At 41.2% G+C, this 13487-nt stretch carries 16 protein-coding genes and 1 pseudogene; 8 read left to right on the top strand and 9 right to left on the bottom strand.

Annotated features, from left to right (window positions below):
- Window positions 1–8: 8 nt before the first annotated feature.
- From MPH60_RS16250 to argC, 4 genes are read right to left on the bottom strand one after another with little or no spacing between them, the layout of a single operon-like run.
- On the bottom strand, window positions 9–1160 hold the full coding sequence (locus MPH60_RS16250) for an acetylornithine transaminase (RefSeq protein WP_241590628.1): 1152 nt from the start codon (window positions 1158–1160) through the stop codon (window positions 9–11).
- Window positions 1157–1930, bottom strand: a complete 774-nt coding sequence (gene argB, locus MPH60_RS16255) for an acetylglutamate kinase (RefSeq protein WP_241590629.1) — start codon at window positions 1928–1930, stop codon at window positions 1157–1159. Before argB ends, MPH60_RS16250 begins: the two co-directional genes overlap by 4 nt.
- Window positions 1931–1941: 11 nt before the next feature.
- A complete protein-coding gene (argJ, locus tag MPH60_RS16260) occupies window positions 1942–3174 on the bottom strand; it encodes a bifunctional ornithine acetyltransferase/N-acetylglutamate synthase (RefSeq protein WP_241590630.1) in 1233 nt (410 codons plus the stop codon).
- A gap of 16 nt (window positions 3175–3190) precedes the next feature.
- Window positions 3191–4228 (bottom strand): N-acetyl-gamma-glutamyl-phosphate reductase, encoded by a 1038-nt coding sequence (argC, locus tag MPH60_RS16265; RefSeq protein WP_241590631.1) that lies wholly within the window; start codon window positions 4226–4228, stop codon window positions 3191–3193.
- A gap of 232 nt (window positions 4229–4460) precedes the next feature.
- On the opposite strand from argC, the gene MPH60_RS16270 reads away from it, so the two are divergent.
- On the top strand, window positions 4461–5150 hold the full coding sequence (locus tag MPH60_RS16270) for a Crp/Fnr family transcriptional regulator (RefSeq protein WP_241590632.1): 690 nt from the start codon (window positions 4461–4463) through the stop codon (window positions 5148–5150).
- Between the two features lie 242 nt (window positions 5151–5392).
- Here MPH60_RS16270 and moaA read toward each other — a convergent pair whose 3' ends face one another.
- From moaA to MPH60_RS16285, 3 genes are all read right to left on the bottom strand, one after another.
- Window positions 5393–6406, bottom strand: a complete 1014-nt coding sequence (gene moaA / locus MPH60_RS16275) for a GTP 3',8-cyclase MoaA (protein WP_241590633.1) — start codon at window positions 6404–6406, stop codon at window positions 5393–5395.
- Between the two features lie 107 nt (window positions 6407–6513).
- Window positions 6514–6822: a metal-sulfur cluster assembly factor gene (locus MPH60_RS16280; RefSeq protein WP_034314562.1), complete on the bottom strand. Its 309-nt coding sequence runs from the start codon at window positions 6820–6822 to the stop codon at window positions 6514–6516.
- A 95-nt stretch (window positions 6823–6917) separates the two neighbouring features.
- Entirely contained in the window at window positions 6918–7706 is a 789-nt protein-coding gene (locus MPH60_RS16285) for an alpha/beta fold hydrolase (protein WP_241590634.1), read from the bottom strand.
- 223 nt (window positions 7707–7929) lie between these two features.
- Here MPH60_RS16285 and MPH60_RS16290 point away from each other — a divergent pair, with 223 nt between their 5' ends.
- From MPH60_RS16290 to MPH60_RS16300, 3 genes are all read left to right on the top strand, one after another.
- Entirely contained in the window at window positions 7930–8745 is an 816-nt protein-coding gene (locus tag MPH60_RS16290) for a Cof-type HAD-IIB family hydrolase (protein ID WP_241590635.1), read from the top strand.
- Window positions 8746–8848: 103 nt separating this feature from the next.
- A complete protein-coding gene (locus tag MPH60_RS16295; protein WP_164468789.1) occupies window positions 8849–9001 on the top strand; it encodes a hypothetical protein in 153 nt (50 codons plus the stop codon).
- On the top strand, window positions 9001–9192 hold the full coding sequence (locus MPH60_RS16300) for a DUF3813 domain-containing protein (protein WP_101224136.1): 192 nt from the start codon (window positions 9001–9003) through the stop codon (window positions 9190–9192). The genes MPH60_RS16295 and MPH60_RS16300 overlap by 1 nt, the downstream gene beginning before the upstream one ends.
- A gap of 47 nt (window positions 9193–9239) precedes the next feature.
- Here MPH60_RS16300 and MPH60_RS16305 read toward each other — a convergent pair.
- Both MPH60_RS16305 and MPH60_RS16310 read right to left on the bottom strand, forming a co-directional pair.
- Window positions 9240–9488 (bottom strand): annotated as a pseudogene (locus MPH60_RS16305) (KGG domain-containing protein); the annotation flags it as partial.
- A gap of 136 nt (window positions 9489–9624) precedes the next feature.
- The gene (locus MPH60_RS16310; RefSeq protein WP_133348755.1) at window positions 9625–10467 is read right to left on the bottom strand and encodes a YitT family protein; all 843 of its coding nucleotides are present in this window, start codon (window positions 10465–10467) and stop codon (window positions 9625–9627) included.
- Window positions 10468–10623: 156 nt separating this feature from the next.
- On the opposite strand from MPH60_RS16310, the gene MPH60_RS16315 reads away from it, so the two are divergent.
- The 4 genes from MPH60_RS16315 to MPH60_RS16330 all read left to right on the top strand — a co-directional run bounded on the left by MPH60_RS16315 (window position 10624) and on the right by MPH60_RS16330 (window position 13401).
- Complete coding sequence (locus tag MPH60_RS16315; protein WP_241590636.1) at window positions 10624–11490, top strand: DegV family protein; 867 nt, start codon at window positions 10624–10626, stop codon at window positions 11488–11490.
- A gap of 68 nt (window positions 11491–11558) precedes the next feature.
- Window positions 11559–11690, top strand: coding sequence for a DUF3941 domain-containing protein (locus MPH60_RS16320; RefSeq protein WP_082196697.1), 132 nt, complete (start codon window positions 11559–11561; stop codon window positions 11688–11690).
- A gap of 103 nt (window positions 11691–11793) precedes the next feature.
- Window positions 11794–12285: a YajQ family cyclic di-GMP-binding protein gene (locus MPH60_RS16325; protein ID WP_063232211.1), complete on the top strand. Its 492-nt coding sequence runs from the start codon at window positions 11794–11796 to the stop codon at window positions 12283–12285.
- A gap of 240 nt (window positions 12286–12525) precedes the next feature.
- The gene (locus MPH60_RS16330; protein ID WP_241590637.1) at window positions 12526–13401 is read left to right on the top strand and encodes an SDR family oxidoreductase; all 876 of its coding nucleotides are present in this window, start codon (window positions 12526–12528) and stop codon (window positions 13399–13401) included.
- Window positions 13402–13487 lie beyond the last annotated feature (86 nt).

Genomic DNA, 13487 nt, shown 5'->3' on the forward strand with positions numbered 1-13487 from the left:
CAATAAATTTAGACAGTTTGTTTTATTGCCAATACTTTTTTAATTTTACTTACCGCCCTATCGATCTCCGATTCGGTAACTGTCAGGGATGGGAGTAAACGAAGTACTTTAGGACCTGCACTCAATACTAGTAAGCCCTCTTCTTGCAGTTCCATTAAAAACATCTGAACATCTTGTTTACACTCAATTCCGACCATCATTCCCAGACCGCGAATCTCTTTCACTTCATCCATGCCCTTCAATGCTTTTGCCAATTCGCTCTCAAGGTATTCAGCCTTTTTAACGGTTTCTTTTAAAAACCCCGAATGGAATATTTCCTTTAACACGGCTTCGGCTGCTGAGACACTGACGGGATTGCCTCCAAAAGTGGATCCATGACTTCCAGGGTTAAAGAACTCAGACAGCGCTTCCTTCCCAATCATCGCCCCGATTGGCAGGCCATTTCCCAGCCCTTTTGCAGAAGTGATGATGTCCGGTTGAATATTGAAATGCTGGAATGCGAATGGTTTCCCTGTACGCCCTATCCCAGTCTGAATTTCATCTATGATAAGGAGAACTCCGTGTTCTTGGCATTTAGTTTGAATTGCGTCCAAATATGATTGCTGTACAACATGGATGCCGCCTTCTCCTTGAACAATTTCAATCATTACAGCTGCAGTATTTTTATCGATGGCTGCTGTCATGGCCTCATTATCATTAAATGGAACGTATTCGAACGAAGCTAGCATCGGTCCGAAACCAGTCTTGATTTTTTCCTGCCCGGTGGCAGCCATCGTTGCAAACGTACGGCCATGAAAAGACTGCTGACATGTAACAATTTTGCTTTTCCCGGTAGCTTTACGTGCTAGTTTGATAGCTGCCTCATTCGCCTCGGCGCCGCTGTTGGCAAAGAACACCTGACTTAAACCAGAGGCATCAGCCAGCATTTTTGCTGTCCGTTCCTGTATGGAACTTTGAAACATATTCGATACATGCCAATATTTATCAAGCTGTTCCGTAACGGCCATTTTTACCTGCTCATGACAATGTCCAAGATTCAGTACCCCGATTCCGGATGTGAAATCCAAATACTCTTTACCTGTTACACTCGTAATCTTCAACCCTGACGCTGTTCTTGGCTCAATGTTCCACCTTGCATACGTTGGAAATAAAGAACTCATTGTAATACCCCTTCCTCCTGAAGAAATTTCGTACCGATGAATTGTCCGCCTTGATAAAAATGATCTTTCCCACTAACGATCATCACTTCTTCAATCCCTTTATTCAGCACTGACAACGCTGTATGGACCTTCGGAATCATTCCCCCATGGATACTTCCATCCATGATCATATTTTTCGTTTCCGTTTCATTCAATTTTTCAATGATCTGCCCATTCTTCAAGACCCCTTTAACATCTGTCACAAATAAACACATATCAGCCGATAGCGCCTTCGCTACAGACCCGGCAGCCATATCGGCATTCACATTTAATTTAGTACCTTCTTCGGTAGTTGAAATGGGCGTCAATACCGGACAATAACCTTTTTCGAATAAAAATCCGAATAATTCCGTATTGACTCGTTGTATTTCACCAACAGCTCCAAGTTTCTGTTCATCGATATAATCACCTGTGAGAATACCGCCGTCTGAGCCATTTAAACCGACTGCCTTGATGCCATGAGCTTCCAATTTATGCACGAGGCTGCGGTTTGATTTGCCTGCCAGCATAAGTTCCACAATTTCCAACACTTCAGTGGTCGTTTTTCTTAACCCATCTTCAAATACAGGTTCAATTTCAAATTTTTCAAGCATTGAATTTATATCAGGGCCGCCTCCATGCACAAAGACGATATGGTAGCCGCGGTTTTGTAACTCTTTTACACTATTGAAAAACGACTCCGATAACTCGTTAATAATGCTGCCGCCGCACTTAATGACTAATATGTTCATACTTTTCACCTCTACGAACGATAGCTTCCGTTTATTTTCACATAATCATAGGTTAAATCGCAGCCCCATGCCGTGCCTGATTCATTGCCATCTTTCAAATAAACATGAATGATGATGCTTTCATTTTCCAAGTATGCTTTGGCATCTTCCTCAGAAAACATGATTGGCTCACCATCTTTAAGTACGACAATGTCACCAAAAACGATCGTTGTTTGATCCGGATTGAATACCACTCCGCTTCTTCCCATCGCAGCAATGATTCGTCCCCAGTTTGCATCCGCTCCAAAAGCTGCCGTTTTCACTAGATTAGACCCAACGATCGTCTTCGCCATCATCTGTGAATCTTGCTTCGTATTCATGCCATGAACATTCACTTCTATCAGTTTTGTGGCACCTTCACCGTCTTTCGCAATTTGTTTGGCGAGATTTTCCGAAGTTTGCTTTAATAATTCCAGGAAGATGGACCATTCCGGATGGTCAGGTGTCAAAGGTTCATTGTTCGCTTCTCCATTCGCGAGCACCAACACCATGTCGTTCGTTGAACAGTCGCCATCAACCGTGATTTGATTGAATGTATCATTTGTAATCGAGGATAGTGCTTGCTGTAAATCAGCCGGTTCAATTACTGCATCCGTCGTAATGAAGCCGAGCATTGTGGCCATGTTTGGATGAATCATTCCCGAGCCCTTTGCAGCACCGCCCATTTTCACGCTTTTACCGTCAATGATTGTTTCATACCCGCAGCTCTTCGTTACGATATCCGTTGTTAAAATGGCTGTACCAAAAGCTTCAGCAGCTTCAGGTGTATTTTCTGGCTGCAATGACGCTATGCCTTTCCTTACCTTTTCCATTTCCATGAATTCCCCTATGACTCCCGTTGAAGCCACCGCAAATGAATGGTCCTCCAAACCGAACTTTTGAGCGGCAAGCTTCCTCATTTCATTTGCATCTTTTAAACCCTGTTCACCTGTACAAGCATTCGCACAAGCACTATTCACTACAATGCCGTGTAGTTTCCCAGTAACGGCAATGCTGTCTTTCGTTACATTGATTGGAGCTGCCTGAACTATATTTTGAGTATAAACGGCCGCAGCTGATGCTGGAACATCGGTGAAAATGATACCAACGTCCTTTTTAGAATAGCGTAATCCTGCATGGACACCTGACGCTTTGAACCCTTGGGGCATTAAAATGTTTCCTTCTTGAATATGTTTGATTTCTTCAACTGGCTGTAGTGTATTCATTATTTCCCTCCAAAGTTTACGGATATAGCGGACTGTTCCATAGTCCTGCCGTTTCTTCTAGTCCCATTAACATATTTGCATTTTGAATGGCCTGCCCTGCAGCACCCTTCACTAAATTATCAATTACCGAAACCACCGTGACCTTACCTGTCCTTACATCATAATCGACGCCAATGTCGCAAAAGTTCGATCCATATACCTGTTTCGTGGATGGAAAGCGATCAAGGGGCTGTACCCGGACAAATGGGTGGTTCTCGTATACGGTTTCGTATAAATCCTGTAATTCAGCATTTGAGATTTCCCGATTTACCTTAATATACATCGTAGCCATAATCCCTCTCGTCATTGGAACAAGATGTGTATTAAAGGTAATAGGCTGTAAACCTGATGACCATCGCCCAAGCTGTTGTTCGATTTCAGGTATGTGTTGATGTTGATTTACCTTATATATCTTAAAGTTCTCATTCATTTCACTATAATGGGTAACTGCCGAAGGTGATTTGCCCGCCCCTGAAACCCCGGATTTTGCATCGATGATCACATCGGCAGCTGCTCCCGCCAATCCTTCAGTGAATAAAGGGGCAAGACCTAATAGTGAAGCGGTTGGGTAGCACCCAGGATTTGCAATTATCCTCGCATTTTTTATTGCTTCAGTATTCCATTCAGCCAATCCGTATACGGCCTCTTCAATAATAGGCTGAGGCGCGGCCGGCTTTTTATACCAGTGCTCGTATTCACCTGGAGTTTGAAGCCTGAGGTCTCCTGATAGGTCGATCACTTTAATGTCAAGGTCAGAAAATTCCGAAATCAATTGCGAGGAAACACCGGAAGGAGTTGCAAGAAATACAATATCGGATTTTTTTGCAATCGCCTCCGGGTCAATTTCTTCTAATTTGTCCTTCATATGCATTAAATGTGCATTTTCTTCAGATAAACTTCGGCCAAATTGCGAAGAAGTATGCAATGATTTTATTTTAAATTGCGGATGATTATTCAAAAATCTTATTAGTTCCATTCCTCCATAACCAGTTGCACCTACTATTGATACGTTCATAAAACCATCTCCTATAATTTCAGGTCCCTGTCATTCTTTGATTCTATTATTATATGACTGAATAAAAATAAAATCAAATGTATTTTTATAAAATTTAAAACATAAATTTCGTATGAAAAATTATCCAACAAATTTCCTAGAATTATCCAAACTTGTTGACTGCTAGGGTTTTTTCCGTTTAAATCAAAGGTAGTTATTGAGTAATGACGCTATCTGAAAGGTGGTCATATGCATGAATGAATTATCGTTATCTAATCGGATGCATGCAATTTTAGATAATAAACAACAAGTTAAACATCTGGAAAAAGGGCGCTACCTTTTTCAAGAGAGCACCCCAGCAAGTGATTTGTATTACATTATTAAAGGGAAAGTGGAAGTAAGCAAGGTTGTTCCCGACGGTCGGGAATTAACTATACGCATTAGTTCGGAGAATGATTTGGTTGGGGAAACAGTCTTGTTTTCTCAAAATCCTAAATATATGATGAATGCAAAAATGATGGAAGATGGAAGTGTTGCGGTTATCTCCAAAGAAGCATTGGAAGAAAAAATCGCCTCGGATAGCCATCTTGCAGTCGAGATGATGACATGGTTATCCGCTCAAAACCGTAAAAATCAGGCTAAATTCCGCGATATGCTCCTGCACGGTAAGAAAGGTGCGTTTTACTCCACACTCATCCGTTTATCAAATAGCTATGGCACTGAAGCAGAAGACGGTAAAGTTATCAATCTTCCCTTTACAAACCAAGAACTCGCCAATTTTTGCGGCACTTCCCGCGAGGTGGTCAATCGAATGCTTGCTCAATTAAGGAGAAACAATGTCATCTCCATTAAAAAGGGACGCATTACCATTCTAAATTTTGATTATTTGAAACAAGAAATCGACTGTGAAAACTGTCCAATAGAAATCTGTACAATCGATTGAATCCCTCCCCAAAAAAAAGCAGCAATACATAAAGCATTATTGATCTTAGAATGATTGGAGTTTATTTTTGGCTACATCCATCCCTAGGACCATTGAAGTATTTTCATTGCCTTGTGTCCTATATAAAAATGCATAAAAATAGTATAAAAATCGATTTCGCCCATGACGAACATCAGTTCCTGACAACTATACAAAAAAAGGGATGGCAGCGCTGCCATCCCTTTTTTACTCATTCGGACGGATTACCCGCCAATGAATGACATTTCGATTTTTTCCTGTTTCTTAACCGTTCCCGCTGCCCGCTCATCCGAATAGCGGTCGTCCCTTCGGTTCCAAAGCGAAATGATGAACCTAGTCAATTCTTCATCTGTCATGTCAGAACGGAGCAATGACTTCAAGTCATGTCCCTTTCCATTAAACAGGCATGTATATAAACTTCCATTAGCAGAAAGACGTGCACGTGTACAACTTGAACAAAAAGACTCGGATACCGAGGTTATGAAGCCCACTTCTGCATTAGTGCCTTTATAACGGTAGCGCTTTGCCACCTCTCCAAAATAATCTTCTTCAACCGGTTCAAGATCGAATTCGGCTTGGAGCATTGCAAGCAGTTCTTTTTTCGTAATGACATTCTTCAACTGCCAGCCATTTGTATGTCCGACATCCATGAATTCTATATAGCGTAATTGAATGCCCTCATCTTTACAAAATCGGGCCATCGGCAGGATTTGAGATTCATTGGTTTCTTTTTTCACAACCATATTCACTTTAACGCCAAGCCCTGCTTCCTTGGCAGCAGCGATGCCTTCAATAACGGGCTTTATGCCGATATCCCTGCCGTTCATCTTCTTGAAAAGTTCGTCATCGAGGCTGTCTAAGCTGATATTCACCCTCTGCAAACCAGCTTCCCTCAAATTCGCGGCATGCTTTTTCAAGAAGACACCATTCGTGGTCAATCCAATATCCTCAATACCTTCAATTTTAACGAGACTTGAAATCAGAGTGGTAAGATCTCTCCGGAGTAATGGTTCCCCGCCAGTCAACCTTAGTTTTTTTACCCCTAAGCCTGCGAATATTTTAGAAAGCCTTACAATTTCCTCATAAGATAATAGCTCACTTTTAGGCAGAAACTGAAAATTCTCATGAAAAATTTCAGCAGGCATGCAATACTGGCAGCGAAAGTTACAGCGATCTATGACTGAAATCCTTAAATCCCTCAGTGGCCTGTCCAATGAATCTTTAATTTGACTGTTCAATTAACCACTCCTAGCCGAAAGTATTAGAAAAAAACCAGACCATAAAAAGTGGCTCCTAGAGTGGATTCACTTTTTTTGACTGGCTTTTCATTTCTATTACAGAGTTATTATTTGATACCTAATGCAATTTTAGCATATCTGGACATTTTGTCTTTCGTCCATGGCGGACTCCAGACAATCTTCACATCCGTTTCCTTGACCTCGGGGATATCTTCCAGAACCAATTTAACTTGATCGACGATCGTCCCAGCCATCGGACAGCCCATTGCTGTCAATGTCATCGTAACGGTAGTCAGACCTTCCTCATCCATATCCACATCATATACCAAGCCTAAATTAACGATATCTATACCAAGCTCAGGGTCAATGACCTGCTCCAAAGCTCCAAGAATAATGTCTTTTGTATCTTGATCCACTTCGATCACTCCTTTTATGGATAATCTCTTCGTTTTAGATTATCGGTTTCATCATTATGTCCGTATAAGCATCATAACAGATTTTGAGTGAGTACTTAAGCATTTTGCACAGCTGACAGTAAATGTTTCGCGAACCAGTCTGCTGTTTTAAGCACTCCTTCTCTGCTGACCTTATGTCCAGCCTTGGGGTCAAGGATAAAATCAATTTTTTCATCTGCCTCATCATACCCTGCTTTGACCCCTTCATAAAAACGGTATGCATGTTGATAAGGCACAACCGGATCTTTGGCACCATGCCAAAAAAGAAGCGGACGGTTGGAAAGTTTATCCTGATTAAGGCTCAAATCAAATGGCTTGAGCTGTTCAATCACCTTGGCAACTTCCTCATCAGTGGCTGGGAAATTAACTTTCCTTTTCTTAATCTCCGCCATTTGGAGCTCTGCATACGCGACATATGATGGGTTACCCATTAAACTGACTCCGGCGGAAATCCATTCATAAGCAGCCAGGGCCCCATTAGTCACTATCCCCCCCATGGAGGTACCTGCTACGCCAATTCTGCCGGGATCAATTAATTTTCGGGATAATAAATCATCCTTCAGCAAAGGTAAATCCTGGATTGTCTGTAAAACCATTTCCCAAAAAAGGGGCATCATTTGAGAATCACTTAAACCGGCTTCCCTTTCCCCATGATGAAGCACATCGGGCAGCAGCACACGAAACCCCTTTTCAGCCAATAAATAAGCATAGTGTAGATTGTGTTCTTTTGCACTTTGAAAACCATGTATAAAAATAATAAGCGGCAATTCCTGTTTGAAGGTGGTTTCTTCACCTAGGTGCAATACAGGAATATGTCCCATTAGTTCTTTTTCAATTATTATCAAGTTAACCCCTCCGAATAATTTGTTCCGGTCTTTCAATACCATTATCAAAATGGCATCCATCATTTCATTCCTTTAAACCTGAGCTTCGCTTTAATTATCATAATCCTGGATATAGTAATATCATACAGGAATGCATAAAGAATGAAAAAGATTTACATTTACTTTAAAATAGGCTTAACAATATTCGCATATAATGAAATCAAAAAGAACAGAAGGTGTGTACATGGCTGAGAAACATTTGATCGTATTGGATCTTGATGGTACCTTACTTACAGATAACAAAACAATTTCTTCAAGGACTAAAAAAACACTCCTGAAACTAAAAGAAGATGGACACGAAATTATGATCGCCACCGGGCGTCCCTTTCGCTCAAGTGAACTTTATTACCGGGAATTGGGGTTGACTACACCAATCGTTAATTTCAATGGTGCTTTCGTCCATCACCCATTACATACAAATTGGGGGGTATACCACTCTCCACTGGATATAAATGTTGCGAAAGATATTGTCGAAGCGTGTGATCAGTTTAAATATCACAACATCATCGCCGAAGTCCGGGATGAAGTTTATGTCCATTATCATGATGAAAAGTTAATGAACATGTTCAATGTAGGAAATCCGATCATGAAGACAGGTGACTTGCGCAATTACCTTCAGGATTCCCCAACATCGATGCTAATTCACACAGATAGTGAATTCGTAGGACAGATTCGCCAGCATCTATCCGATGTTCATGCAGAATTGGTCGATCATCGCCGCTGGGCAGAGCCTTTTCATATCATCGAAATAATAAAAAGCGGGTTAAGTAAAGCCGTAGGGCTAAAACGTGTATCCAACTATCTGGAAATTCCTCAAAACAGGATCATCGCTTTCGGTGATGAAGATAATGATTTGGAAATGCTCGAATACGCGGGAACAGGGGTTGCCATGGGAAATGCGATCTCACCAGTAAAAACGGTAGCAAATACGACTACATTGACAAATGAAGAAGATGGTATAGCCGTCTTCCTCGAAGAAAAATTCAATATAAAAGCCTAATACGTCATTTTTTACCTTCATAATATCGACCTTTCAAGCCAAACTAAAAAGGACAACAGATTGATTCCGTTGTCAACAACGCTCAGAATCGGAGGAGATAAGAATGGGTAAAAGCAGTAAATCTAAACGATTTGTACAGCAGGGCAAAGAAAGTGTTGCCAGGCATGCCGAAAAAATCCCTTATCACACTACGTTTGAAGAAGCTGAAAAAGACAGGTTAAGAATTATGTCTGAACAAAGCTATGGTGGCTTCTAATGGGAAACAAATTATTCCAGAAGGCTAGGGAATTTGTTGAAGAAGCTCTCCACTCTGAGCATGACGGTGACCAGCAAAAGACAGAGGAAATCGCTAAAAACGCTCTTTCATCAGCCTTTGCCAATACGAACGAGGCCGAAAAAGAACAACTGCGGGAACTCCAGGAAGAGCTGGAAAACCACTCTAAATAACGTGAAAGCCTCCAGGTTTCCTGGAGGCTTTCGCTATGTTTTCATCAATTGTTATTGCGTGCCTTACCGCCTTTTTCACCGATTTCTTTATAAAAGTCTTTACCGTGGGAATCAGCAGTGGCTTCTCCGCCCTTTTGTCCAATTTCTTGATAGAATTCCTTATCATGATTATCCGATGTGGCTTCTCCGCCCTTTTGCCCAATTTCCCGATAAAAATCCTTGTCGTGATTTTTAGAAGTGGCTTCCCCGCCTTTACGGCCTGCTTCCTGTCTGCTCATTTTTTCATCGTTAGCCATTTTCATCACTCCTTCATAAGATTTTAAATTGGCGCTACAATATAAGAATTAGCCGTTTTGTACAGGCAATAAACTTAAAACGCCCAAATACTATCTTTTGTAATAGAAGTGTAATGGCCTTGATTTTTTGTTAATATCATTCCCTGCGGAAAGTTCCAACAATGCCTGACGTTTCTATGATGTTTGTGAAAGCGTGCGGATCCACTTCCTTGATGATCCGTTCAAGGTCATATAGTTCATACCTTGTAATGACAATCAACAACATTTCCTTAGTTTCGTTGGTGAACGCCCCTTTTGCGGGAACCCTTGTAATTCCGCGAACTAACTTAGCATGGATTGCCTGTTTAAGTTCTTCGCTTTTCTTTGTAATGATCATGGCCGTAAGCTTTTCATGACGCGTATGTATCGCGTCTACGACACGGGTCGATGTATAAAGGGTAACAAGTGTATACAAAGCTTTTTCCGGTCCATAAACAGCACCTGCCGTTACAATGATCACGCCATTCAGCAGAAATAAATAAGTACCTACAGGTTTATCTTTCTTCCGTGAAAGAAGCATGGCGATAATATCCATTCCTCCAGTCGATGCACCGTATTTCAATGTGATCCCAACACCTACTGCAGCAATGACTCCGCCAAATACCGCATTCAATAATATGTCAGGTGACCAGCGTGTAATCGGAATGATTTCCATAAAGAAGGACATCAAGGCAACACTGAGGAAACTATAAAAAGTGAAAGACTTTCCTACCTTTCGCCAAGCAATGATCGTTACCGGAATGTTCAATAAAAGCAATAGAATACCCGTCGATACATTAAAAGGAGCAAAAGAACCAATCATCCTCGATAGAAGCTGGGCCACTCCCGTAAAGCCGCTTGCATATACGTTTGCCGGTATTAGAAAAAAGTTCATTGCGACGGCATTCAGCAATGCTCCGACCACAACTATGATAATTTTCTTCATTTCACCACTGTACATCCTAAAAACCTCCATTTCACCCTTATTCTATTATCTTTTTACCCTTAATTATTTATTCTATTTACGTAGAGATTGAATTTTCACCGTTACGTGCTACACTAAAAAGGAGAGTGACCACTCATTTTCTAAAAATTGTAAAAAGAAAGCAGGTGTATTATGGCTATCACAATTCTTGCAGATAGTGCATGTGATTTGCCGTTGTCTTTCTATAAAGAAAACAATGTTTCATTAATCCCTTTACAAGTCCATCTTGACGGGGAAAATTATGAAGATTTACTTACTATTAATTCTCACGAAGTCTATCAGGCGATGCTTGAAGGAAAAGCTCCGAAAACATCGCAAGCTTCCCCAGAATGCTTTATAGAACTTTTCACACAATTTGCCAAGGAGAAAAAACAAGGGATATATATAGCCTTTTCCTCTGAGTTATCAGGAACATATCAAACGGCAGTGATGATTCTTAATCAGGTTAAGGAAGAGTACCCTGACCTTGACATTGAAATCGTCAATACGAAATGCGCTTCAATGGGCGTCGGATTAATTGTAAAGAAAGCAGCCGATTTAGCAGCAAACGGTGCCACTAAAGAAGAAATCCTGGCTGCAATCGAATTCCAAACCCGGCATATGGAGCATTTATTCACTGTAGATAACCTTGAATATCTGGCCCGTGGCGGCCGCATCTCCAAGACTTCTGCCCTTGTTGGCGGTTTATTAAACATTAAACCGTTATTGCATGTTGAAGATGGGAAGCTTGTTCCGCTTGAAAAGATACGCGGCAAAAAGAAATTGATTAAACGTGTAATCGAATTAATGCACGAAAGAGGCAAAAACTTAACAACCCAAACGATTGCCATCAGTCATGGCGATGATGAAGCAACGGCCCTGGAATGGAAGGAAGCCATCCAAAATGAATTCGGGACAACCGACTTCATGATCCATACAATTGGCTCTGTCATCGGTGCACATGCTGGTCCTGGCACAATTGCCCTCTTCTTCTTAAACGATACCCCTGAGAAATCATAAACATACATACTCCCTTCCATAATTGTGAACAATATATATTGATCAGATAATGGAAGGGAGTTTTCACTATGTCCAAAACAACCGATGACAATAAAAGGCCAAAAGATAACCAAGCGAGAAATGCTGAAAAAAATATCGCTTATCAGGAAAACCTTACTGCAGGTAAGCATTCCTATTCGAAGAAAACAGACCATAAATGAAGCGCGGGGCTTGTCCCCTCGCTTTTTTAATATCGTTTATATAGTTGTCTTCCTATCACACTTTCTCTATAATAAAGGAAATAAACCCTGCTGGAGGTAAGTGATGGCAAAGGAAAATTCATTTGATATTGTTTCGAAAGTAGACTTTTCAGAGGTAACGAATGCAGTTACCATGGCTATGAAGGAAATACAGACTCGCTATGATTTTAAAGGGAGCATTAGCAGCATCACAATTGAAAAAGAAGACCTGGTTCTAGTATCCGACGATGAATATAAGCTCGAACAACTGAAGGATGTTCTCATCAGTAAGCTTATTAAACGTGACGTACCAGTCAAGAACCTGGATTATGGCAAATTAGAAGGAGCTTCTGGCGGAACCGTTCGCCAACGGGCTAAGTTAATTCAAGGCATCGATAAGGAGCAAGCAAAAAAAATCAATACCATCATTAAAAATAGCGGTCTTAAAGTGAAAAGCCAAATCCAGGATGATCAAATCCGGGTTACCGGTAAGAACCGGGATGATTTACAAGGAATCATTTCGGCTATTCGAGGCGCTGATCTGTCCATTGATGTACAATTCCTAAATTACCGCTAAGTATGAAGGCCTCACCTGCTTTAGGTGGGTCTTTTTTTATTTGTTGCAACTGCCTCCATCAACGGTCATCCCCCCTTTTCCTTCAAATGAATTGCCTTCATGGAACATGGAAAGACTAGTCATGTTCCCTTCAGTTAAAACATTAAACATGAATTAATTTGGGCATTTTTTCCATGTTTTCTTTTTCCTAAAAGAAGGAATAGAAAAAGCGTAGATAATTAATTGGGAGGCGTTTATATCTTGACTACTCAAAACCAAAATCAGAACAAACAAGGATTTCCACCTCAACATCAGCAGCATCAACCTGGATTGGAAACAAAAATGGAACCGAACCCAGATTCAGTTAAAGCTGCCTACAAAGGAAGCGGCAAATTGAAAGGTAAAACGGCAATCATAACAGGAGGAGACAGCGGAATCGGTAAATCGGTTGCCATTTACTACGCTAAAGAAGGAGCGAATGTGACAGTTGCATACTTGGATGAACACGAGGATGCCAAAGCGACAAAAGAATTGATTGAAAAAGAAGGCCAGAAATGTTTACTCATTTCCGGTGATATCGGTGATGAAACCTTCTGCCAGGAAGTCGTCAAAAAAACGGTTGATGAATTTGGCGGTTTGGACATTCTAGTAAACAACGCCGGAGAACAGCATGTGCAGACAAGTATCCTTGACATTTCAGCTGAACAATTGGAAAAAACGTTCCGCACGAATATTTTCTCGATGTTCCACTTAACTAAAGCTGCATTGAAGCACCTCAAAAAAGGAAGCAGCATCATTAATACAACCTCTATCACAGCGTATCAGGGCAACCCAAAACTAATTGATTACTCTTCAACAAAAGGTGCAATACTTGCATTTACAAGAGCCCTGTCGAACTCCATTTCAAAAGATGGCATCAGAGTGAACGGTGTGGCTCCAGGCCCGATCTGGACACCGCTGATTCCTGCCTCATTCGGCGAAGAGGATGTTGCAAAATTTGGACAGGATACTCCAATGGGCCGTGCAGGACAGCCAGAGGAATTGGCACCAGCCTATGTATATTTGGCAAGTGATGATTCATCCTATGTCAGCGGACAAGTCATCCATGTAAACGGCGGGACCGTTGTAAACGGATAAGCCTTACCTTTTCAAAAGCAGTGGATTTCACAAATCCACTGCTTTTACTCTTTCAAGCAGGATATTTCCGGTTAAAGCGGAATATA

This window comes from Peribacillus sp. Aquil_B1 (assembly GCF_022603275.1).
Classification (GTDB): domain Bacteria; phylum Bacillota; class Bacilli; order Bacillales; family DSM-1321; genus Peribacillus.